The 23,848-nt window shown below is 42.2% G+C and carries 23 protein-coding genes; 18 read left to right on the top strand and 5 right to left on the bottom strand.

The genetic code is table 11. The features are described from left to right. Positions 1-7: 7 nt before the first annotated feature. Together ACH784_RS03620 and ACH784_RS03615 are read right to left on the bottom strand one after the other, a co-directional pair. Positions 8-466: a hypothetical protein gene (locus ACH784_RS03620; protein WP_404393635.1), complete on the bottom strand. Its 459-nt coding sequence runs from the start codon at positions 464-466 to the stop codon at positions 8-10. A gap of 197 nt (positions 467-663) precedes the next feature. Further along, the gene (locus tag ACH784_RS03615; RefSeq protein ID WP_404393633.1) at positions 664-2,799 is read right to left on the bottom strand and encodes a TonB-dependent receptor; all 2,136 of its coding nucleotides are present in this window, start codon (positions 2,797-2,799) and stop codon (positions 664-666) included. Between the two features lie 269 nt (positions 2,800-3,068). Here ACH784_RS03615 and leuS point away from each other — a divergent pair, with 269 nt between their 5' ends. From leuS to ACH784_RS03540, 15 genes are all read left to right on the top strand, one after another. After that, complete coding sequence (leuS, locus tag ACH784_RS03610) at positions 3,069-5,657, top strand: leucine--tRNA ligase (protein WP_404393630.1); 2,589 nt, start codon at positions 3,069-3,071, stop codon at positions 5,655-5,657. A gap of 1 nt (position 5,658) precedes the next feature. Beyond that, positions 5,659-6,153 carry an LPS assembly lipoprotein LptE gene (lptE, locus tag ACH784_RS03605; RefSeq protein WP_404395175.1) on the top strand — a complete coding sequence of 165 codons (495 nt, stop codon included), beginning with the start codon at positions 5,659-5,661 and terminating at the stop codon, positions 6,151-6,153. Then, positions 6,153-7,190 carry a DNA polymerase III subunit delta gene (gene holA, locus ACH784_RS03600; RefSeq protein ID WP_404393628.1) on the top strand — a complete coding sequence of 346 codons (1,038 nt, stop codon included), beginning with the start codon at positions 6,153-6,155 and terminating at the stop codon, positions 7,188-7,190. The genes lptE and holA overlap by 1 nt, the downstream gene beginning before the upstream one ends. Positions 7,191-7,195: 5 nt before the next feature. Next, on the top strand, positions 7,196-7,825 hold the full coding sequence (gene nadD, locus ACH784_RS03595) for a nicotinate-nucleotide adenylyltransferase (protein WP_404393626.1): 630 nt from the start codon (positions 7,196-7,198) through the stop codon (positions 7,823-7,825). 56 nt (positions 7,826-7,881) lie between these two features. Next, a complete protein-coding gene (gene rsfS, locus ACH784_RS03590; protein WP_058031648.1) occupies positions 7,882-8,199 on the top strand; it encodes a ribosome silencing factor in 318 nt (105 codons plus the stop codon). 2 nt (positions 8,200-8,201) lie between these two features. After that, positions 8,202-8,672 carry a 23S rRNA (pseudouridine(1915)-N(3))-methyltransferase RlmH gene (gene rlmH / locus ACH784_RS03585; RefSeq protein WP_404393624.1) on the top strand — a complete coding sequence of 157 codons (471 nt, stop codon included), beginning with the start codon at positions 8,202-8,204 and terminating at the stop codon, positions 8,670-8,672. 10 nt (positions 8,673-8,682) lie between these two features. Then, on the top strand, positions 8,683-10,554 hold the full coding sequence (gene mrdA / locus ACH784_RS03580; RefSeq protein WP_404393622.1) for a penicillin-binding protein 2: 1,872 nt from the start codon (positions 8,683-8,685) through the stop codon (positions 10,552-10,554). Beyond that, positions 10,554-11,660, top strand: coding sequence for a rod shape-determining protein RodA (rodA, locus tag ACH784_RS03575; RefSeq protein ID WP_404393620.1), 1,107 nt, complete (start codon positions 10,554-10,556; stop codon positions 11,658-11,660). The genes mrdA and rodA overlap by 1 nt, the downstream gene beginning before the upstream one ends. After that, positions 11,657-12,418, top strand: a complete 762-nt coding sequence (locus tag ACH784_RS03570; RefSeq protein ID WP_404393618.1) for a septal ring lytic transglycosylase RlpA family protein — start codon at positions 11,657-11,659, stop codon at positions 12,416-12,418. Before rodA ends, ACH784_RS03570 begins: the two co-directional genes overlap by 4 nt. A 47-nt stretch (positions 12,419-12,465) precedes the next feature. After that, positions 12,466-13,629, top strand: a complete 1,164-nt coding sequence (locus ACH784_RS03565; RefSeq protein ID WP_404393616.1) for a serine hydrolase — start codon at positions 12,466-12,468, stop codon at positions 13,627-13,629. 131 nt (positions 13,630-13,760) lie between these two features. Next, the gene (gene ybeD / locus ACH784_RS03560) at positions 13,761-14,039 is read left to right on the top strand and encodes a DUF493 family protein YbeD (RefSeq protein WP_404393614.1); all 279 of its coding nucleotides are present in this window, start codon (positions 13,761-13,763) and stop codon (positions 14,037-14,039) included. A gap of 9 nt (positions 14,040-14,048) precedes the next feature. Continuing rightward, positions 14,049-14,702: a lipoyl(octanoyl) transferase LipB gene (gene lipB, locus ACH784_RS03555; protein ID WP_404393612.1), complete on the top strand. Its 654-nt coding sequence runs from the start codon at positions 14,049-14,051 to the stop codon at positions 14,700-14,702. Beyond that, positions 14,699-15,664, top strand: a complete 966-nt coding sequence (lipA, locus tag ACH784_RS03550; protein WP_404393610.1) for a lipoyl synthase — start codon at positions 14,699-14,701, stop codon at positions 15,662-15,664. The genes lipB and lipA overlap by 4 nt, the downstream gene beginning before the upstream one ends. Before the next feature lie 181 nt (positions 15,665-15,845). Further along, complete coding sequence (locus ACH784_RS03545) at positions 15,846-17,051, top strand: aromatic amino acid transport family protein (RefSeq protein WP_404393608.1); 1,206 nt, start codon at positions 15,846-15,848, stop codon at positions 17,049-17,051. Positions 17,052-17,105: 54 nt separating this feature from the next. Next, complete coding sequence (locus ACH784_RS03540; protein WP_404393606.1) at positions 17,106-17,969, top strand: hypothetical protein; 864 nt, start codon at positions 17,106-17,108, stop codon at positions 17,967-17,969. A gap of 25 nt (positions 17,970-17,994) precedes the next feature. On the opposite strand, the gene ACH784_RS03535 is transcribed toward ACH784_RS03540, so the two are convergent. The 3 genes from ACH784_RS03535 to pomA all read right to left on the bottom strand — a co-directional run bounded on the left by ACH784_RS03535 (position 17,995) and on the right by pomA (position 20,413). Beyond that, positions 17,995-18,501 (bottom strand): hypothetical protein, encoded by a 507-nt coding sequence (locus tag ACH784_RS03535; protein ID WP_404393604.1) that lies wholly within the window; start codon positions 18,499-18,501, stop codon positions 17,995-17,997. A 213-nt stretch (positions 18,502-18,714) separates the two neighbouring features. After that, complete coding sequence (locus tag ACH784_RS03530) at positions 18,715-19,644, bottom strand: flagellar motor protein MotB (RefSeq protein ID WP_404393602.1); 930 nt, start codon at positions 19,642-19,644, stop codon at positions 18,715-18,717. Between the two features lies 1 nt (position 19,645). Then, positions 19,646-20,413 carry a flagellar motor protein PomA gene (gene pomA / locus ACH784_RS03525; protein WP_404393600.1) on the bottom strand — a complete coding sequence of 256 codons (768 nt, stop codon included), beginning with the start codon at positions 20,411-20,413 and terminating at the stop codon, positions 19,646-19,648. 325 nt (positions 20,414-20,738) lie between these two features. On the opposite strand from pomA, the gene ACH784_RS03520 reads away from it, so the two are divergent. From ACH784_RS03520 to dxs, 3 genes are all read left to right on the top strand, one after another. Further along, complete coding sequence (locus ACH784_RS03520; protein ID WP_404393598.1) at positions 20,739-20,981, top strand: exodeoxyribonuclease VII small subunit; 243 nt, start codon at positions 20,739-20,741, stop codon at positions 20,979-20,981. A 9-nt stretch (positions 20,982-20,990) separates the two neighbouring features. Further along, positions 20,991-21,878 (top strand): (2E,6E)-farnesyl diphosphate synthase, encoded by an 888-nt coding sequence (gene ispA, locus ACH784_RS03515; RefSeq protein ID WP_404393596.1) that lies wholly within the window; start codon positions 20,991-20,993, stop codon positions 21,876-21,878. 105 nt (positions 21,879-21,983) lie between these two features. Then, positions 21,984-23,843: a 1-deoxy-D-xylulose-5-phosphate synthase gene (dxs, locus tag ACH784_RS03510; protein WP_404393594.1), complete on the top strand. Its 1,860-nt coding sequence runs from the start codon at positions 21,984-21,986 to the stop codon at positions 23,841-23,843. The last annotated feature ends 5 nt before the right edge of the window (positions 23,844-23,848 follow it).

Genomic DNA, 23,848 nt, shown 5'->3' with positions numbered 1-23,848 from the left:
GGTTAGACTATGGAGACAATGCTTTACGGCTAAACTCTTGGTGCTCACATTGGCTACATGCTTTAATTTCAGAGGCATAAAGTACATCTGTAGTATGGTGACAATTTTTACATACTAATTGTCCCATGGCTATCCATTCACCCGCTTTGTAAACCCCATCATGTTCAAAATCTTTTAATAGCGCCTGCCATTCTAACTGTGTTCTATCTTCAAGCTGAGCTAATTCAAACAACATACCCGCTTTGAATTCTTGCCATGCGATATCGTCTGAGTTTTTATATTCATCTTCTAAATGCTTTAAATCACGCTTCAAATAATGGCTATACGCTTTAAGCTTTTCTTCACTGAAGGTTTTTAAAGCCTGCTGTTTTTCGACAAATTGGTTTATTAAGTCTTCTACTTCATGGTCTTTTATATCTTTCAGCCAGTTAGAGAAATCATCTAACCATTGTTTATAACCTGCCATAACATCCTCTCATGCGTGTTATTTAATCAAAACACGTCTCTCGACACTGTAAACAGTCAACCAATATTGAAAATTATAATTATTACTAAGTGTAGACGATATGGGATATTTTTGGAGAGTTGCGCATATGAACGAGCAAAATATAGAAGGGTTGCAGAGCGGTCAAAGATAGCCGCTCTGCAAAGTAGTGAGTAGCTTTAGAAGCTATATTTTACACCTAACGTAATAGTTCGGCCTAAGCCTTTCACATTATAGCCACCATAAGCGTAGGCCTGCGCTCTTGCTGGGTAATAGTCATTATTTAATAAGTTTTCTATACCCATGTATGCATTGAAATTATCTGATAACTGATAGCTAGCTGATGCACTTAACACATTATAGCTATCAATCGGTCCTTGGTCGGCAACATATTGACCTTTATCGTTCATTTCAAAGCGCTTTCTATCGCCAACATATAACCAATTTAACGCCATAGAAAGTGCATCATTGGCTTGCCAGTTTAATGATGCTGTAAATTTCGGTGGCGCGATTTGTCTTCCGCCTAAATAAGTATTGTTAGCGGTATTTTTGCCTTCCACAAAGCTATACGTGGCTCTTAAATCGAGTGTCTTAGAAAGCTTGTAATCAATTAAAGCTTCGTAGCCCCAGATTCTTTGTGGTGCACGAACTGGCTCATAGACGCCAGTTTTTTCATTGAAAACACTGCTTGTGCCAAGCTCTGAGGTGCTCTTAAATAAAGCAAATTCAAAACGCAGATTTTCTAATTGTGAGTTAAAACCGACTTCATAATTATCAGTAATAGAAGCATCGGTTTGGATCAGGCCGATGTCTTTTACAGTCGCTGTTCGAAGTAACCTACCAATATCAGACACATCATAGCCCTGAGAGTAACTCGCAAATGGACTAAACTGTTCGTAGCCATTGTATTTAATAGCGAAGTTGAAAGTAGCAGCATCATAATTAATGGTATCTCCTTTCACCGACATTGGTACCGAACATTGATCTGCGCTTCGGCACAATTTTAATGTGGTGTAATCTTCGACTTCAATGTCAATACTCTCTTGTCTCACACCCGCTTTTAACACTAAGTCATCAGCAATTACCCATTTGGTTTGAAGATAACCCGCCAAGCTTTGCATATCCATTTCTGGTACCCAAATACGGCCATCAACCATCGGCTGTGAGGTCACGTCATTTAACGCGTCAATACCGTAAATAAGTGTTGTCGCTACATTGTCAAAGTCTAAAGCTGTATTAAATGTCGCTCGGGCACCTTGTTTCTCAGAAACGATGACTGATTGGCCTCCAGTAAAGCCCGCCTCTGGGTTTGCTAAGTTTGGAGAAAAGAAGAATATATTCTCAATGTCTTGCATATATGCATCGAGCGTAAGCTGAGTGTTCGTAAAGACCGCATAATCAGTGTATTTTAACGTGATATTTTCGTTACCCGCAGGGCCTTGAGGCTTACCTTTTTTCTGTAGCTCAGGTGCAACGTGTTGGGCATATGACTTTTCGCCACTATTGATATTACCAAACACATCACCTAGATCTGTTTTTTGTTGTGAGCTGTAATAGTTATAACTAAACTGCAGTTGTTTATCTTCATCAAAATCATAGCCAAGTTTAGTAAAGTAATTTTCTGTTACGGCATCTGACAAACCATATTGCAGTCCAAGGATATCGCCTTCAGCATCACGTTGTACGCCATTTTCTTCGTAACCTACAGTCGCCAGGTAGCTAAATTTGTCGGCACGACCATTAATTGCCGCAGATATACGAGCACCGCCACTTTCTGCCAGTTTAACCGCACTGAAACGACTTGAGAGACTCACTTCCCCTTCTACTTGTCCATCTGCTTGAGCTTGTTTTGTGATGTAGTTAATAATCCCGCCTGACGCACCATTACCGTAAATAGATGTTGCGCCTTTAATCACTTCAATACGTGCAATAGCGCTTGCATCTAATGTTCTGATCCCAAGCGAGCCATTACGCAGTGGTGTTGATTGTGGCACACCATCAATCATAACCAATGGCGCTCGACCGCGAAGCCCTTGACCTGTGTTACTAGAGCTGCCTGTATTAGGCGCTAAGCCTGGCACTATTTGCGCCAGTAAGCTTTGAAGCTCTGGGTTTACCTTGAGATGGTCTTCAATTTGCTTTTGTGTGATCACAGTAATTGATGCCGGTACTTCATCAATACTTTCAAAAACACGGCTTCCAGATACGATGATCTGTTCAATATCATCAATTTTCGACTCAGACTGATTAGCTTCATTAGCCATTGATGCGCAACTAACAGCCATCGCTATTAAGGAAAGCGAACTTCTAAACATGGATATCCTTGATATTTTTGGGATTATTAACTTCGCTGCGCATGTTAATGGCAAATCCCACTCAGATCAACGCAAATGATAATTAATATCAGTAAAAATCTCATTTATATAACTAAGAAGTTCTAACTGTTCTTTTTATGGCAAAAGCTAAGGTAGATAAGAGCCTAAACAGCGCAAATATTTGCAGTCTAGATGCTGTGATTAGACTGCAAATTCGGTTATGCTATCGAACAATTTTTTATTAATTTGCAAGAAGTCTGGAAACATAGATGCAAGAGCAATATAACCCGCAAGACATTGAGTCAAAAGTCCAACAATATTGGGAAGAAAACAAGACGTTTAAAGTCGTAGAAGACGAGAGCAAAGAGAAGTATTACTGTCTCTCTATGTTCCCTTACCCAAGTGGTCGACTGCATATGGGTCACGTGCGTAACTACACCATTGGTGATGTGGTATCTCGTTTCCAGCGCTTACAAGGCAAAAACGTTATGCAACCTATGGGTTGGGATGCGTTCGGTCTACCTGCAGAAAACGCGGCTATCAAGAACAACACAGCCCCTGCTAAGTGGACATACGAAAACATTGATTACATGCGCGGTCAGCTAAAACAACTTGGTTTTGGTTACGACTGGGATCGTGAAATCGCAACATGTCACCCAGAATATTACAAGTGGGAACAGTGGTTCTTCACTAAGCTTTACGAGAAAGGCTTAGTTTACAAGAAAATGTCTACCGTAAACTGGGATCCAGTTGACCAAACCGTACTGGCTAACGAACAGGTTATCGACGGTCGCGGTTGGCGTTCAGGCGCACTTGTAGAGCAAAAAGAAATTCCTCAGTGGTTCATCAAAATTACTGATTATGCACAAGAGCTACTTGACGATTTAGACAAGCTTGAGCATTGGCCTGAGCAAGTTAAAACCATGCAGCGTAACTGGATTGGTCGCTCTGAAGGTTTAGAGATTGACTTCAAACGTGCTGACAATGGTGAAACTTTCACAGTTTACACTACTCGCCCAGATACCTTCATGGGTGTGACTTACGTTGGTGTTGCTGCTGGTCACCCTATCGCACAAGAAGCCGCTAAAAATAACCCAGACGTTGCTGCATTCGTTGAAGAATGTAAGAACACCAAAGTTGCCGAAGCTGATATGGCAACAATGGAGAAAAAAGGCATCGACACGGGCTTTAAAGCGATTCACCCATTAACTGGTGAAGAAGTGCCTGTATGGGCTGCCAACTTTGTACTGATGGACTATGGTTCAGGTGCGGTTATGGCAGTACCAGGTCACGACCAACGTGACTATGAGTTTGCTACTGCTTACGGTCTTGAGATCAAGCAAGTAATTGCACCTGTTGAAGGTTCAGAGCTTGTAGTTGACCTTTCAAAAGAAGCGTTCACCGAAAAAGGTGTGCTGATTAATTCTGGCGAATTTGACGGTCTTGAGTTTAAAGCAGCATTCAACGCCATTGCTGACAAACTAGAAGGCATGAGTGCAGGTAAGCGTAAAGTTAACTTCCGTCTACGTGACTGGGGTGTTAGCCGTCAACGTTACTGGGGTTCACCAATCCCAATGCTAAACAAAGAAGATGGTTCTGAGCTTGCTGCGACTGAAGATATGCTACCAGTTCGCCTGCCAGAAGACGTGGTAATGAACGGTGTGACTTCACCTATTAAAGCAGATCCTGAGTGGGCTAAAACCACAGTGAACGGTGAACCTGCATTCCACGAAACAGATACCTTCGATACCTTCATGGAATCTTCTTGGTACTATGCGCGTTACTGTAGCCCTCGTTATGACGAAGGCATGTTAGAGCCGGGTGCAGCGAATTACTGGCTACCAGTAAACCAATATATCGGTGGTATTGAGCATGCGATCCTTCACCTACTTTACTCGCGTTTCTTCCACAAGCTATTACGTGACTGTGGTTTAGTAAACTCAGATGAGCCGTTCGAACGTCTACTATGTCAAGGCATGGTATTAGCTGAAACTTATTTCCGTAAAGATGAAAAAGGCGGTGATGTTTGGATTTCACCAACTGACGTTGAAACCGAAACTGACGATAAAGGCCGTATCACTAAAGCGTGGCACAAAGACGATGGTCAACCAGTAGAGTCTGCTGGTATGTCTAAAATGTCTAAATCAAAGAACAACGGTATTGATCCACAAACTGTTATCAAGCAGTACGGTGCAGATACAGTTCGTTTATTCATGATGTTCACAGCGCCACCAGAGCAAACACTAGAATGGTCTGACTCAGGTGTTGAAGGCTCACTTCGCTTCCTTAAACGTGTGTGGAAATACGCAGTAGACGTAAACGCGGCAGGTAAAGCTGAGCTTGACCTAGCAGCACTTAACGGCAATCAAAAAGCACTACGCCGTGAAATTCACAAAACCATTGCTAAAGTAACGGATGACGTTGAACGTCGCCAAACTTTCAACACGGCTATCGCGGCTATCATGGAACTTTCGAACAAGCTAACGAAAGCACCACTAAACGACGCACAAGACATCGCATTAGCTAACGAAGCGCTAAATGCCATCGTTATTATGCTTGCACCAATTGCACCACACATGTGTCACCAGTTATGGCAAGACCTAGGTCACGAAAGTGACGTGTTAGATGCAACATGGCCTGCGGTTGATCAAGCTGCCCTTGTTGAAGACGAAAAACTTATCGTTGTGCAAGTAAATGGTAAGCTGCGTGCTAAGTTAACTGTGGCTGCTGATGCAACAAAAGAGCAAGTTGAAGCGTTGGCTTTTGCTGAAGAGAACGTATCTAAGTTCATCGAAGGCAAAGAAATCCGTAAAGTGATTTACGTACCAGGTAAGCTACTAAATGTGGTTGCAAACTAAGATGCGTTTATCGCGTTCAATTAAGCATGGGCTAGCATTTTTGCTAGCCTGTGTTTTGTTATCTGGCTGTGGCTTTCATTTAAAGCAAGCTTCTTACTTACCCCTAGATCTGCGTACCCTACATTTAACGGGTGACGATCGGAAATCTGATTTGTTTTCACTGTTACGTAAGGACCTAACAGCATCACAGGTAACAATCAGTGAAAACAGAAGCAAACAAATACCAGAACTCCACCTTTATCGAGATTCACTGACTCGACAGACTCTAAGCTTGTTTAAAAATGGTCAGGTTGCGCAATATGAGCTGGCTTACTCAGTATCTTACCGAGTAACACGCCCAGGCCGTGATCCTGTAGATAAAGGGTTTGAAATCTACCGTAATTACCAAGATGATCCTGACAACGCTCTGGCTAAAGCCAAGGAGCTAGATATTATTCTTAACGAGCTACGCCAACAGGCAAGCAAACGTATTATTCGAGAGCTATCACAACTCTAATGCGCTGTTATGCTAACCAACTTCCCGATACTTTACGAAAAGGCCTTGCCCCATTTTATTTGGTTTTAGGTGAAGAACCTTTTCAAGAAGCACAATGTGTGCAACAAATAAAGCAAGCGGCAAAACAGCAAGGCTTCGACGAAGTCATTAAATTTAGTTTGTTGCCTGGCTTTGATTGGCAAGAGCTACTCGCCCAATACAACAGTATGTCACTGTTTAGTGCTCGTACGCTGATTGAGTTTGACCTAAATCAGCAAAAACCTGGTACTGCCGGTAGCGATGCGTTTAAACAACTGCTTGCTCAGCCCAACCCAGATGTGGTTTTAATTGTTAAAGGCCAAAAAGCCAGTCAAGAGATACAACGTGGCGCATGGTTTAAAGGCTTAGAAAAACAAGGCGTGTATGTACCTTGTTATGAGCTGACAGGTCAACACTTACAGCGCTGGCTAGATTCGCAAGCTAAGCAGTTAAAAGTCGCTCTAACACAAGATGCTAAAAAGCAACTTTTGCTGGCCACCGAAGGCAACTTACTCGCAACACATCAAGAGCTAGAAAAACTGGCGCTGCTTTACCCTTCGCAAACCGTCAATGATGAGCAAATCTTAGCGGGCCTGCTTAATCAAAGTAAATTTGATATTTTTGATCTGACTAATGCAACCCTTGCCGGCCAAGCAAAAAAAATCACCAAAGTGATGGTTAAGTTAGCAGAAGATAACACCGAGCCGAATACCCTGGTTTGGGCGCTGAATAAGCAGCAGCAAACCTTATTATCTATTAAGCAAGGCTTACAACAAGGTCAAAATATTACTGCGCTCTATAAACAGCATAATATTTGGAAAAACCAGCAGCCTTTGACTCAACAAGCACTTGATAGATTACCTTTGCAACAGCTCGAGCAAATCGGTCTGTTATTAGCAGAAATAGACAGTGGCTATAAACGCGGAGAGCTCACTGCGCCCTATCAAGCATTGTTGCACTGTTCATTGAGTTTTTGCTACCACATTCCAATTGGCCTGCCCATCAACCACACAGATTAAACAATATGATTGCTCTTTTTGGTGGTACTTTTGATCCCGTCCATTTAGGACATATAAATATGGCCCAGCAATGCGTTGCTGAGCTGGGGCTTGCTGAATTACGGTTCTTGCCTTGTGCTATACCTGTTCATAAAGCACAACCTAAGATCACTGACACACACCGTCTCAACATGCTTGAATTAGCAACAAAAGGTAATAGCGCATTCACCATTGATAAAAGAGAGCTTGAGCGACAAGGGCCTTCTTATTCACTGTTAACGCTGCAGGAATACCGTGACGAGCAGCCTAATTCACCCATCATCTTTTTGATGGGTATGGATTCCTTCAATAGTTTAACGTCTTGGTATGAATGGCAAACGATTACAGAGCTTTGCCATATCGTGGTTTATCAGCGCCCAGGCGAAATTTATGCACCAAATCCAGTGCTTGCTGACTACGTGAAACAAGCTCAAGTTGAGACAAGCGAGCTGTTACTCACGAAAAAAGCAGGTCATTGCCATTTTTTAACCGGTCCTAGTTTTGATGCCGCATCCAGCGATATTAGAAAACTAATAAATAATCAAAAACCTATGGAACAATTTCTCGCGTCTTCGGTCATAGATTACATTCGTACTCATCAGCTCTATGCTGAATAAACCAATGTGCTGTGCTACTATACGCGCCTTATTTTTTGAGCATAGAGATACAAGATTTGAATTCTGAACAATTATTAGACTTTGCATTAGACAAAGTTGACGACATGAAAGCCCGTGACATTGTTAAGTTAGATGTAAAAGAAGTGAGCTCTGTAACGGATTATTTGGTCATTTGCTCAGGTAACTCAAAACGTCACGTACAGTCTATTGCTGAGCACGTTGCTAAAGAAACGCGCCATGCTGGTGAAGACCTGCTGGGCATCGAAGGACAAGATGTGGGTGAGTGGGTGCTGGTTGATTTAGGCGATGTGGTTGTGCACGTTATGCAAGACCAAACGCGTGACTTATATGACTTAGAGAAACTCTGGGGCTAATTTTGAAAATTCAATTGGTTGCCGTTGGCACAAAGATGCCTGCTTGGGTTGAGACAGGCTTTAAAGAGTATCAACGTCGTTTTCCAAAAGATATGGCGTTAGAACTGATTGAGATCCCCGCAGGAAAGCGTGGTAAAAATGCCGATATAAAGCGTATTTTACAGTTAGAAGGTGAAAAAACCTTAGCCGCTATACCAAAAGGCAACCGAATCGTGACCCTTGAAGTAACAGGTAAACCTTGGGATACCCATCAACTCGCAAACCATATGCAAAAGTGGCAACTTGATGGTCGAGATGTCAGTTTACTGATAGGTGGCCCAGAAGGCCTTGCCCCTGAGTGTATTGCCGCTTCTGAGCAAAAGTGGTCGCTATCGGCTCTGACATTACCGCATCCACTTGTGCGCATAATTGTCGCTGAAAGTTTGTATCGCGGGTGGAGCTTAAATAACAACCACCCTTACCACAGAGAATAATAAAACTCAGATGATAAACAAAAGACCAACAATTCGTGACCACTCAGCTGAAGCAAATTTATTTGCTCGTCGCGCATTTGTTGGTTTTGTGTTTGTTACTATTTTAATCGGTGTATTACTTAGCAATGCCTACAAGCTACAAGTAAAAGAGCACGACACCTACAAAACCCGCTCGAATGATAACCGCATTAAAGTGATCCCTGTTGCCCCAAACCGAGGCCTAATCTACGACCGAAATGGGGTTTTATTGGCTGAAAACCGCCCTGTTTATAATTTAGAAGTGATCCCTGAGCAGGTAGATGATATCACCAAGCAACTTGCTGAAGTCGGCGCTTTATTAAACATTTCTGTAGAAGACCAAGAAAACTTTTTAAAGAATATTCGTCGTAAGCAACGCTTTAAAAGCCGTGTTATTAAAGCGCGTTTAAATGAACAAGAAGTCGCCTTATTTTCGGTTAATCAGCATAAATTTCCGGGGTTTAGCATTGAGGCCCGCCTTGCCAGATATTACCCCTATGGCGAAACTCTCACCCATGCGCTTGGTTATGTTGCCAAATTAAATAAAAAAGAGCTTTCTGCATTAGAGCTTACTGGTGAAGCAACCAACTATCGCGCCACTCATGATATTGGTAAATTAGGTATCGAGAAGTTTTACGAAAAAGACTTACACGGTATTGTAGGGTCACAACGTGTTGAGGTTAATAACCGCGGCAGGGTGATCCGCACCTTAAGCGTCGATGCGCCAACACCGGGGCAAGATCTGGTTTTGACCCTTGATATAGGCTTGCAACAAGTCGCTAAAAAAGCGCTTGAAGGCATGCGTGGCGCAATTGTGGTAATGGATCCTAAAGACGGCGGTATTCTCGCGCTTTATTCAAACCCAAGTTACGATCCTAATTTATTTGTACATGGGATCAGTGGTAAAGACTACCGTGCTTTATTAAACCCTGACCGCCCGCTGATCAATAGAACCACTCAAGGCCGTTATGCCCCTGCCTCAACAGTTAAACCTCATTTAGCAATATTAGGGCTTGAAGAAGAGGTTATTACTGAACAAACAAAAATTTGGGATCCTGGCTTTTTCCAACTTCCGAATGTCGAACACAGATGGCGAGACTGGCAGCGCTGGGGCCATGGGCACGTTGATGTTTACAAGGCTATAGAAGAATCTTGCGATACATTTTATTACCATATAGCCAACGAAATGGGCATTACCAAAATCAGTGACTTTATGAATAAATTTGGTTTTGGTGATTTATCAGGCATAGATATTCACGAAGAGACTACTGCTATCTTACCCACAGTTTCTTGGAAAAAAGACCGCTTTAAAGAAAGCTGGTGGACTGGGGACACCATCTCTGTCGGTATTGGTCAAGGATACTGGACAGCAACCCCTATGCAAATTGCCAACGCAGTAACCATTATGGTTAACAAGGGTGAACATTATCAGCCTCACTTAGTTCAAGTGAAAAAGCAGTTTGAAGATATAACACCTATGTATACGGAAGAACGCCCGCCTATTGTGCTCAAAAATCATGACCACTGGCGTGTTGCACTTGAAGCCATGCATAACACAGTAACGAAAGTCACAGGGACCGCGCACAAAGCATTTAAAGGGGCTAATTATGATCCTGCAGGTAAGACTGGCACAGCACAAATTGTCAGTATTGCTCAGGGTGAGCGATACAATGCTGAAAAACTAAAAGAGCGCCATCGAGATAACGCCATTTATACCGGTTTCGCGCCGTATGATGATCCCCGCGTAGTCGTGACCGTGGTAGTAGAGAACCAAGGTGGAGGTAGTAAGATAGCCGCCCCGATAGCAAGGCAATTAATGGATTACTATTTTACCGCGAACCCTTTGCCTACAGGAAATGACTAATGGTACTCGGACATAAACGAACAATCTGGCAAAAAGTCCACTTAGATATTCCTTTATTACTCGCGTTGCTATGTATGATGGTAGGCAGCTTAGCCATCGTGTATAGTGCGAGCGGCCAAAATATGGATATGATGCTTAGACATGTGGTACGCATGGGCGGCGCTTTAACTGCCCTGCTCATCTTTGCACAAATTCCACCAATCACTCTCAAGCGCCTCGTGATCCCGCTCTATCTAGTCGGGTTATGTATGCTGGTCGCTGTATTCTTTTTTGGTATCACCATTAATGGTGCTAAGCGCTGGTTAAATCTCGGTGTTACCAACTTTCAACCATCAGAAATCATGAAGTTAGCTGTGCCTATGATGGTTGCTTGGTATATTTCTCAGCACCGCATGCCTCCAAAGCTTTTAAACCTATTCATTGGTTTTGTACTGATTTGTGTGCCTACCTATTTAATTAAAGAGCAGCCGGACTTAGGCACTTCATTGTTAATTGCTAGCTCTGGCATATTTGTCTTATTTTTAGCAGGGTTGAGCTGGCGCCTTATAGGTGGCGCGGTACTTTTGATGATCCCAGCTGTTTACGCTTTCTGGCATTTTGGTATGCGTGCCTACCAAAAACAACGCGTTATGACGCTCCTCGACCCAGAGAGCGACCCGCTTGGCGCTGGCTATCATATTATTCAATCGAAAATCGCCATCGGCTCTGGCGGTGTTGAAGGCAAAGGCTGGCTTCAAGGAACACAGTCTCAACTTGAGTTTTTACCTGAGCGACACACAGATTTTATCTTCTCGGTATTAAGTGAAGAATTTGGTTTAATGGGCGTTGTACTTTTACTGAGCGTTTACCTATTTATCATAGGTCGCGGCTTACTAATTGCGGTCAGAGCCCAAGATGCTTTTAGTAAACTGCTCGCAGGCGCGCTCACTTTAACGTTTTTTGTTTATGTTTTCGTGAATATCGGCATGGTGTCAGGTTTGCTCCCTGTAGTCGGCGTTCCTCTGCCTTTAATTAGTTATGGGGGCACATCTATGGTGACGCTAATGGCTGGTTTTGGGATCATCATGTCAATTGCAACGGATAAGAGGATGTTACTCAAATCATGACTAAGTTGTACAAAGCTTATTTACTAACGCTTTTTGTCGTCATTATAAGTGGCTGTAGTTCACGCTATCAAACACGCCAAGACACAGCGCCCGTTCGCATTCCTACAGAACATGAAATGCGCGATGCGAAAGTCAAACTCGAAGCAAAAAGTGTCAGTGCCGGCAGACCTTATGTTGTTAGAGGTAAACAATACCACCCTATGTCTGACGAAAAAGGCTATAAGGCTGAAGGCATCGCATCTTGGTATGGTCAAAAATTTCATGGTTATTACACTTCTAACGGTGAAATTTTCAACATGTATGACATGACTGCAGCACACAAAACATTGCCACTACCCAGTTTTGTCAAAGTAACCAATTTAGAGAATGGTAAGTCCGCGATTGTCAGAGTCAATGACCGAGGTCCCTTTCACGATGATAGGATCATTGATTTATCATATGCTGCAGCCTATAAGCTAGGCTACCATAACCAAGGTACAGCCAAGGTTCAGATAGAAGCGATTACACTCGATCGCGTTGCGCCACGTTTAACTTATATTCAAGTTGTTGCTAGCAGCAATAAAACCAATATTGAGCACCTTGCAGGTAAACTATCATCGCAATTTGCTATCAATACTAAAATTGCCGAAGAAGATGGGCTCCATAAATTACGACTTGGCCCACTTGATAATGACGAACACGCTCAATCTTTGCTTGAAAACTTGCAACGTGGTGAATTTCGCCATGCTTTCTTGCTTTACAGCGAGCAACAACTTTAGAATAGAAAAGAGCTGACTAATTTTAATTTTATCGATAAAAGAACATAATGACTTTATTAAAAACTAAACTACTTACCAAACTTTGCGGCCTCGTGTGCTCTGCAACCATTTTTTCAGCTTCCGCTCAAATTCTACCTTCTGCGCCTCAAATTAATGCCAAAGGGTATTTCTTGGTTGACTACACCACAGGCAAAGTTATCGCCGAAGGTGAAGCAGATACAAAATTAGCACCAGCAAGCTTAACCAAAATGATGACCAGTTATGTTATCGGAGTAGAAATTGAAGCTGGTAATATTGCACCTACCGATATGGTCACTATTAGCGAAAAAGCCTGGGCTAAAAACTTCCCAGGTTCTTCTGTAATGTTTGTTGAAGTCGGTAAACAAGTTAGCGTTGATGACTTAAACCACGGTATCATCATTCAATCAGGTAATGATGCCTGTGTGGCGATGGCAGAGCATATTGCAGGCAGCGAAAGCGCATTTGCTGACCTAATGAACGCCCATGCTGAAAAATTAGGCATGACTAATTCACACTTTATCAATAGCCATGGCTTAGACACCGACGAGCATTACACAACACCACGTGATATGGCGACATTAGGCGCTGCGTTAATTCGTGATGTGCCAGATGAATATGCGCTTTATAAAGAAAAATCTTTTACCTTCAATGGTATTAAACAATACAACCGTAACTCTCTACTTTGGGATGCAAGCCTAGATGTAGATGGCATTAAAACGGGCCATACTTCAGAAGCTGGCTATAGCCTAGTAACATCTGCGACTAAAGACGATATGCGCTTAATCGCGGTTGTAATGGGTACCGACAGTGAACGAGCTCGTAAAGTTGAAAGTAAAAAACTACTAAACTATGGGTTTCGCTTCTTCGAAACAATCACACCATATAAAGCGGGAGACAGTTTTGCAGACCAACGTATTTGGATGGGTAACAAAGAAACCGTTTCTTTAGGTATTTTAGAAGACACGCCAATTACAATTCCTCGTGGACAACGTAAGAATTTAAAAGCGAACTTTGAGTTAGATAAAACTTTAGAGGCGCCATTAGCAAAAGGCACTAAAGTAGGTACGCTATTCCTAGAACTAGATGGCGAAGAAATTTCTCAATATCCGCTAGTTACCCTAGAAGAAATCGAAGAAGGCAGCTTCTTCAGCAAGATCTATGACTATTTACGTTTACAGATTATGCAATAATTGATTTAACACTCTACAACGCCTCCTCTGTGAGGCGTTTTTTTTTGCTATAAAAATGATAGAATGCCCGCCATTATTGAGCGTGTGTAAAATATTAAAAGCTACACACCATTTGCGATGAGGACACCTTCATGGTTCAACCAGTTAAAAATACTAAGTTTGATGAATACTTAGAGTTCCCTTGCCCATTCACATTTAAAATTATGGGCCTAGCAAATGTAAATCTGACTGATCAGATCCTTGCAAAGCTGCAAACTATTGCTCCTGGTGACTATGCGCCAAAAGTTAAGCCAAGCAGTAAAGGCACGTATGAATCTGTGACCCTTGTAGCAACTGTGACTTCAAAAGAGCACATTGAGCAAATCTATACCGAAATCGGCAGCTTAGAAGACGTACGTTACGTATTGTAAGGGACAGTAATGACTCAAAATACCGTGATTGTTCGCCAATTAGGATTACGAAGTTACGAACCTATTTGGCAGAAAATGCAAGACTTCACAGATACCCGTGATGATAACAGTCCCGATGAAATTTGGTTTGTTGAACATGAGCCAGTCTTTACTCAGGGGCAAGCAGGTAAAGCAGAGCATGTTTTAGCGCCGGGCGACATCCCTGTTATCCAAGTAGATCGCGGTGGTCAAGTGACTTATCACGGTCCTGGTCAGCAAATGATGTACGTACTATTCAATCTTCGACGTCTAAAAATTGGCGTCAGAGAACTAGTAACTTGGCTAGAAGAATGTATTGTCGACATGCTAAAAGAGTATGACATTAATGCCTATGCCAAACCGGATGCGCCAGGAGTCTATGTCGACGACAGTAAAATTGCATCCTTAGGCCTGCGCGTTCGCCGCGGCTGCTCGTTTCATGGTCTTGCACTGAACGTAAACATGGATATGAGCCCATTTATGCGCATAAACCCTTGTGGCTATGCGGGCATGAACATGGTGCAAACAAGTGAATTAAATGGCCCGTCGCAACTTGATGAAGTTGCGCAAGGTCTTGTTAAACACATGCTCAAACGTCTTAACGCTGAGCATGTTGAACACAAAGAAGGGTTCGAGAACGAATGAGTAAACCAGTAAAAATGGAGCCAGGGGTAAAGCTTCGCGATGCTGAAAAAATGGCATTGATCCCAGTTAAGGTAATGCCAACTGAACGCGATGAAATGCTAAGAAAACCTGAATGGCTTAAAATCCGTTTACCTAAATCAAGTGAGCGTATTGAGGGCATCAAGCAAGCAATGCGAAACCACGGGTTACACTCAGTATGTGAAGAGGCTTCTTGCCCTAACCTATCTGAATGCTTTAACCATGGTACAGCGACATTCATGATCTTAGGTGCGATTTGTACTCGTCGTTGTCCTTTCTGTGATGTAGCGCATGGACGCCCGTTAAAACCTGATGCTGAAGAGCCAGAGAAATTAGCGCTAACCATCAAAGATATGAAGCTTAAATACGTGGTTATTACGTCTGTAGACCGTGATGACTTACGTGATGGTGGTGCACAACATTTTGCTGATTGTATTAAGGCAATTCGTAAGCACAATCCTGAGATCACCATTGAGATTCTTGTACCTGATTTCCGTGGTCGTATGGAAAAAGCATTAGAGATTTTAACTGAAACGCCACCTGACGTATTCAACCATAACTTAGAGACTGCACCTCGCCTGTATAAGCTGGCTCGCCCAGGTGCAGATTATAAGTGGTCACTAGAATTACTTCGCCGTTTCAAAGAAGCGCATCCAAATGTAAAGACTAAATCAGGCTTAATGGTGGGTTTAGGCGAAGAAATGTCTGAAATCGAAGAAGTGTTGCGTGACCTGCGTGAGCACAATGTTGACATGCTAACTGTAGGTCAATATTTACAACCTTCAAAACACCATTTACCGGTTAAGCGCTATGTGCCGCCAGTAGAGTTTGATGCATTGAAAGACTATGCGGATGAAATTGGTTTCACCCACGCTGCGTGTGGACCGTTCGTACGTTCAAGCTACCATGCAGATCAACAAGCAGCTGGTAAAGAAGTTAAGTAACCATCACTTTCAAAAAAGCGCGATGCCGAGTCATCGCGTTTTTTATGTCTAAATCTCAATGCTGTGCAGCAGAATGTAAAACATATATTACAAACAAGTATCTTGATTTATAACAAAGGAGTTTCAATTTTTTGCTCTGCGTTATATCTTGCCTGCTCTCTCACACTTAAAGGGGCATAATGTGATCAAGAATAAAACCCTCGGCAGTATGCTAATTGTCGCAGGCACAACCATTGGTGCTGGTATGTTAGCACTACCCATTGCTTCTGCAGGCATTGGCTTCAGTGCATCTTTAATTCTAATATTATTAACCTGGTTGTTAATGACTTATACTGCGTTATTAATGCTAGAGCTCCACCAATTCGCCAGTTCTGATGCGACTCTTAATACGCTTGCAAAAACACTACTAGGTAAGCGTGGTCAATACATTGCCAACTTTGCAATGGTATTTTTATTCTACGCCTTATGTGCGGCCTACATTGCTGGTGGTGGTGCTCAATTACAATCAAAAATAAACGCGGCACTTGATGTCAATGTTGCACCTCAGGTCGGCTCTATTATTGTTGCGCTTTTAGTTGCGGCAATTGTTACCATGGGCACTTCAACAGTTGATAAACTAAACCGAGTTTTATTTGCAATTAAAGTGATTGTACTGGGTAGCTTATTTTTCGTTTTGACTCCTTATGTGCAAGGTCAACATTTATTAGAAATGCCGTTAGAACAAGGTTTACTTATTTCAGCAATTCCCGTGATTTTTACCTCATTTGGCTTCCACGGCTCTATTCCATCAATTGTAAAATACGTCGGTGTTGATATTCGCTCTCTAAGAAAGGTTATGATTTTCGGAGCATCCGTGCCATTAATCATTTACGTATTCTGGCAATTAATCAGCCAAGGCATGATGAGCCAATCACAACTATTACAAGCTGAAGGCCTACAAGGTTTTATTGGTAACATCTCAAACTTAGTAAATAGCACGCAGGTCAGTACGTCGATAACGATTTTTGCAGATCTAGCTCTGGCGACTTCTTTCTTAGGTGTAAGCTTAGGGTTATTTGACTTTTTTGCCGATGCATTTAAGCAAGGTGATAACAAAAGCGCTCGTGTTAAAACTGCGCTAATTACCTTTATCCCTCCTCTTGGCTTTGCTTTGTTCTACCCTCAAGGGTTTATAACTGCATTAGGGTACGCTGCGATAGCGCTGGTTGTGTTAGCCATATTCTTACCCGTTGCAATGGTGTGGGTACAAAGAACGCAACAAGAAGGTGAAGAAGGCTATAAAGTAAAAGGCGGACGATTTGGATTAAGTCTTGCAGCTTGCTGTGGCGTTGTCATAATAGCGGCTCAAGGTTTGCAAATGTTTGGCGTTATTCCTGCGCTAGGTTAATGATCAAAGATGGGTTATCACGCAGGCCTGATAGCCCAGCATCAAGGAAGTCTCATGAAATATCCATTTCTATTACTAGCATGCTCTTTTTTAGCTGCCTGTGGTGGTGGGGGCAGCGAGCCTCTTTCAAAAGACAATACTGCACCACCTGTAAATGATAGCGCTGAATGTGGCAGCAACTTCTTGGCACAAAGACACTTCAACCATCAAGAGACGAATATTGCTTACTGGCAAATTGAAGGGGATGCAATACAGACTAAGCCACAAGTTACCTTTTACCCAAATAAGTCAAGCAGCCTTGCTGAAACCAATTACAAAGGGACTGAAGCACTCTGTGAGCAAGTCGCGAATATCTTTGGAGCAGACGTGAGGGAAGCTTGGCAAGGTGCTGAAAATAGCGCTATTAAGCCAGGCCAACAGTTTAAGTACATCCCCCAATTAAGCATATCATTCTCTTTACCTGAACTTGCATCACTCGCAGACTGGCGAGCAAAAGGCAGTCCGTCAACTATGCCGACCAAGCTGACAAAAAGCTCGCTAACAGTTTGGTATGAAAATAGCGATGAACAAAAGTTCCTTCAAGGTGACTTAGGCACGAATCAAAAATCTATATCTTTGACTTGCGATAATAATGAGGTAGCACTCCAAATTGCACTCAGTGAAGTGGATGCTCAACTCAGCAGCAACTTAAACCCTGCTTTTTGTGAAGAAACTCGTATTGGGAACGAGTCTAAAACAGTTTGTTTAGAGGTCAAATTAGAGCAAGAAAGACCTCTTGAAAGCTGTCAGTTCGCACTGACAGATGTCTTTATCCCAGATAGTCAAGGCAATAAAACCATGGTTAAATTAGCCGCAAAAGTAAAAGCGGCCAATGATTTAGGGGTATTGGTTGTAGTTGACAGCATAAATATTGAATAACACTTTTTAAGGAATGTAGAGAGTATCAAGGTTTAAGCTGTAGCTGGTTCACTCTACTTTTCAGAATATAAACCACAGGTAGGAAACAAAGCAGAACCGTTAGAATATTAACAAGAGGTAAAATGCTTTTATAAAGATAAGTTGAATAGCTTAAATCTAAATAATGCCTATCGACCAGTCTAAATAACTGCATTATTGGTGCAGGCAGCACTATTAGTTGAGCGAGTATACTTTGTGATAAATAAACCTTATCTCTCAACGCCCAAACAGCTAAGATCGCCATAAATACAATGTCACTTAATGCCCAGTAAATATATCGGATCACATAAAAGTCTGCGTCAATTTTCTTAATGACTGGGTATGAAAAATACCCAACAACATAAAATGCGGCGCATAGAGCCGCATATCTAAGCGCTTTGTCATCTTTTAAAACAGCAAACAATACAACCGAAAAAAATGTCAATATGGTTGCATTATCTCTTACGAGTAAAAGAAACTGACTAAAGTGAGCACTATTTAAATCTAATGGCATATTTGGCTATTTAAACGTTAAGCACAAAACCAAAAGCGTTATTAGACACTTTTGGTGGCTCATCATTATCATCTGCACCATCACCATTATTGCCAGGCATATAAGCGAATTTATGTAAATTAGACATGGTATTTCTCCCTGATAGTTAGCCCAATTTCAAATTAGCTGAATTCGAACTATCTATCAAGAAGTACATACTAAAGAATGAAAAAATTAATTACCGCGCAGTTCTATAGGGTCAGATTCTTTTGCTTTACCTTGTAAAATTGAGATTTCTACACGGCGATTTCGACGTCTGTCAGTGTCGTTTTCATTGGGTACTAGCGGACGAGTATCTGCGTGACCAACAACAACCATTCTATTTTTGTCAAACCCTTGGGCTTTAACCATTTCACTGGCAACAGCAACAGCACGGGTTGCTGATAAGTCCCAATTATTTGAATATAGCTCGTTCGTCACTTGAAAATCATCAGTATGACCTGACACCGTTATTTCACCGGGAACGTCTTTAAGTAGATCGGCTATCTCCTGAATAATCGGCTTAAATTTGGGTTGCAAAAATGCACTGCCAGAGGGAAATGCACCATTTTCTTGAATGCGAATAATGATCTGCTGACCGAGCGATTCAAGCTCTATTGCACCATCCATTATTTGCTTTTCCATTTGCTGTGCAATTTTCTTCACCAGCTCATTCACTTGTTCTTGATCTGCAGCAGATACAGCCTGTTCCATAGATTGCTCTTGTGAGGTGCTTTGTGATTCACCTCCTCGCTTGTTACCGCGCTGCTCTTGACGTCCACCGGCTGATGCTTCATCACCAGCTTGAAACTCAAGCATTTGCTGTGTCATTTCTACTGTTTGCTGCTGAATTGTTTCAATGGGAGTCGGCTCAGGCTTACCGGGTGTAAACTCCATTGCAATTACACTGGTGCCCTTGGGGATGTCTTTTACTTCGATTTTATTTTGCACACCAAAAGCAAACTTCATCGAACCTGCAATTTGTTTAAACTTTAAAACATCCATTTCAGAGAAAGCCAACAGCAGAACGAAGAAACACATCAAGAGTGACATTAGATCAGCAAATGTTCCCATCCAAGCGGGTAGCCCGGGAGGGGGACATTTACACTTTTGTTCATCTGACATACTACTCCTCCTTGTCGCTGCCGCGCTTAGACTCAGGCAAGTAGTTCTTCAGAATACCTTCAATTACTTTTGGATTTTGTCCATCTTGAATACCTAAAATAGCATCTAAAATTAAACGTTGGTTTTGCTCTTCTTCGTCTTTACGTAATTCGAGTTTCGCCTGAATTGGGATAGCAACCACGTTCGCTAGAAATGCACCATATAACGTTGTTAAAAGTGCTACAGCCATCGCAGGACCAATCGCTTTTGGGTCATCCATGTTTGATAACATGGCTACTAGACCAATGAGTGTTCCTATCATACCCATTGCTGGTGCGATATCTGCTAGAGATTTAAATAAGTTGGCACCTAACTCATGTCGTGAGGAGGTCAATGAAATGTCTTTCAATAAAGTCGCGCGTACAACGTCAGCATCATGACCATCTACTAACATATCAACGCCCTTACGCATAAAGGCATTGGGTATTTCAGCTTCTTCCAAGGCTAAAAATCCACCTTTACGAGCAGAGTCGGCCAATTCAACCGCTTTCTCGATTAGCTCTTCTGGAGATTCAATCTTAAACATGAAAGCTTTGCCAACAACTTTACCAATGCCTAAGAATTGGCCCATAGTAAAGTTCGACAGTACGATAAATATAGAGCCACCGAATACAATGACGGTAGATGGGCCATCACCAAACATGGCCATGTCACCATTACTACTCATGAACATCGCCATGATGACCAAACCTATTGCACCTACTATTCCGATAACGGTTGCTAAATCCACTATCCCCTCCAGAGAATACTTATCATTACTTTTTATTCTGACACTCGAAGTCAATTTTTTGAGTGGCAACTACAAATATCATGCTTAATTCCAATATTTGCAAACCTTGTGCCTATGTTACAGTGAAAAGCCTAGCTTTCAGTAAGACTTTTATCGGCAACATATTGAATATCTTAACTCAATTCCGTTGTGAAAATTCGATTAAAGCCAACATAAGGCAAAAAATAAACTGATTCTCCACGATTGCCCGCAACAAACTTTGACCTGAGTCGCTAATCCCCCTAAAATTGCAAACTTTAAAGTAAATTGCTGAGCAAGATGAACTATGGCTGCAAAAAAACCAGAAAATCTAAGTTTTGAAGAAGCGATGGCTGAATTAGAAGGCATTGTTCAAGCTATGGAACAAGGTAGCCTAACGTTAGAACAATCCTTAAAGCAATTTGAACGAGGTGTTCAATTAGCTAATGCTTCTAATGACAAGCTTAGCAGTGCCGAGCAGAAAGTTTCTATTTTAATGGGTAACGATCCTGAGACACCTGTAACACCAATGCCAAATCAATTAGATTAAGACCCTGCAGTGAATTTATTCGAGCATATTAGTGCGGCACAGAGCCGCTTAGATAGTTATATTTGCAACTATTTCTCTTTGCCTCTTGATACCGATGAAACCGTAAAATCAGCGACTTTTTACAGTATAAATAATGGTGGCAAGCGTTTAAGACCTTTTTTAGTTTACACGGTTGGAAAGCTTTTAGGTGCAAAAGAAACCGACCTGGATGTTGCAGCTGCAGCCATAGAATGTATTCACAGTTATTCATTAGTTCATGATGATTTACCTGCTATGGACGATGACGATCTTCGCCGTGGTAAACCCACCTGCCATATCGCTTATGATGAAGCACAAGCGATTTTAGCTGGCGATGCTTTGCAGACTTTAGCATTCGAATTTTTAAGCGGTCATGAATTTTCAGTACCTGCCAAGCAGCAAATAAAAATGATCAATACGCTCGCTATAGCATCCGGTTTGCAAGGTATGGTTGGCGGACAAGCGCTTGATATCTCCGCGACTGATAGATCTATCACTATTGAAGAACTTGAGCGTATTCACCGTTTAAAAACAGGCGCGCTATTAAATTGCGCAATCAAATTAGGCGCATTATGTGCGCTAGATGTAGACGAATCAATCATGGCTGCGCTTGATAGCTATGGTAAAAATCTCGGTCTGGCTTTCCAAGTACAAGATGACATTTTAGATATTGAGGGTGATACCTCTGTGTTAGGAAAACCTCAAGGTTCTGACATAGATAACCACAAATCGACTTACCCAGCTTTATTGGGTCTTGATGGGGCTAAACAAAGAGCGCATCAATTTGTAGATGATGCATTATCAGCATTAGATAAAATCCCTCATAACACTGACGTACTTGCAAACTTAGCAAAATATATTATTGAGCGTGATCATTAATACACTTTCATGACGTATTAATGACGAGCATGACAAAATTTATAAAAATTAAGTAAACCTTTGTATATAATCGAACAAGGTTTGCGTAGGACACATGTTGAAAGAATGAAACTGGACAGTAGCAAGTACCCATTACTCGCCTTGGTTGATGAACCGGCGCAATTACGTCAATTGCCACAGCCCCAATTGGGTAAACTGAGCGATGAATTAAGAGATTACTTACTTAATTCTGTTTCTCAGAGTAGTGGCCATTTGGCTTCAGGTTTAGGCACAGTCGAATTGACGGTGGCTTTACACTATGTTTATAACACTCCAGAAGACAGGTTGATCTGGGATGTTGGCCATCAAGCCTACCCACATAAAATCTTAACGGGACGTCGTGATGCTATGCATACGATCCGTCAAAAAGATGGATTGCACCCTTTCCCTTATCGTGAAGAAAGTGAATACGACACCTTCAGCGTAGGTCATTCAAGTACCTCTATTTCCGCTGCATTAGGTATGTCTATCGCTGCACAGAAAGAAGGTAAAGGCCGTAAAACCGTTGCCGTTATAGGTGATGGTGCGATCACGGCTGGTATGGCATTCGAAGCGATGAACCACGCAGGAGATATCAAATCTGACATGCTGATTATCTTAAATGATAATGAGATGTCTATTTCTGAAAACGTGGGTGCACTAAACAACCACTTTGCACGTATTCTTTCCGGTAGCTTTTATACTAATATTCGCGAAGGCAGTAAGAAAATTCTTTCTGGTGTACCGACTGTGAAAGAGCTTGCCAGCCGTATGGAAGAGCATCTAAAGGGCATGGTTATTCCTGGCACTTTCTTCGAAGAGCTTGGTTTAAATTACATTGGTCCAATTGATGGTCACGACGTTAATATGCTGGTTGATACGCTAAGAAATATGCGTAACCTGAAAGGCCCTCAGATCCTGCACATCAAGACGCAAAAAGGTAAAGGTTACAAACCAGCTGAAGCAGACCCTATCGGCTATCATGGCGTGCCTAAGTTTGATCCTAGCGTGCATAGTCTGCCAAAGTCTAAGCCAGGCGCGCCGACTTTCTCGAAAGTATTCGGTGACTGGTTGTGTGATATGGCAGCACAAGATCCTAAGCTTATGGCGATTACCCCAGCCATGCGTGAAGGCTCTGGTATGGTGCGTTTCTCGAAAGAGTTTCCTGAGCAATACTTTGACGTTGCCATTGCTGAGCAACACGCTGTTACTCTAGGTGCAGGTTTCGCATGTGAAGGCCTTAAGCCTGTAGTTGCAATCTACTCAAGCTTCTTGCAGCGTGCTTATGACCAACTGATCCACGATGTCGCGCTACAAAACTTACCAGTACTGTTTGCAATTGACCGCGCAGGTATTGTTGGCGCTGATGGTGAAACTCACCAAGGTGCCTATGACTTAAGCTTTATGCGTTGCATTCCAAACATGATCATCATGGCACCAAGTGATACCAACGAATGCCGCCAGATGCTTTACACTGGTTACCAGTGTAATCAACCTGTTGCTGTGCGCTACCCTCGTGGTAGTGCAGGAGAACAAGATGTGCAAACAGAAATGCACGCTTTCGAAATTGGTAAAGGCAATGTGATCCGCGAAGGTGAGAAAGTGGCTATCTTAAGTTTCGGCACACTACTTCATAATGCTAAGCAAGCAGCCGAGCGCTTAAATACTACCCTAGTCGATATGCGATTTGTTAAGCCGCTTGATGAAGCATTACTCGTTGAGCTAAGCAAAACCCATGATCGTTTTGTTTGTATTGAAGATAACGCCATTGCCGGTGGTGCTGGCAGTGCTGTTATGGAGTTCTTAGGCGCACAAGGGATCAATACACCCGTGTCATTGTTTGGTATTCCTGATGAATTTATCAAACATGGTACGCAAGACGAAATGCACGCAGAAATGGGCTTATGTGCTGACTCAATCGAGCTGCGGATCAAAGCGCTACTCTAATAATT

The organism is Pseudoalteromonas phenolica (genome assembly GCF_044788725.1).
GTDB classification, from domain to species: domain Bacteria; phylum Pseudomonadota; class Gammaproteobacteria; order Enterobacterales; family Alteromonadaceae; genus Pseudoalteromonas; species Pseudoalteromonas phenolica_C.
This window is presented reverse-complemented; position numbering and strand designations above follow the sequence as displayed.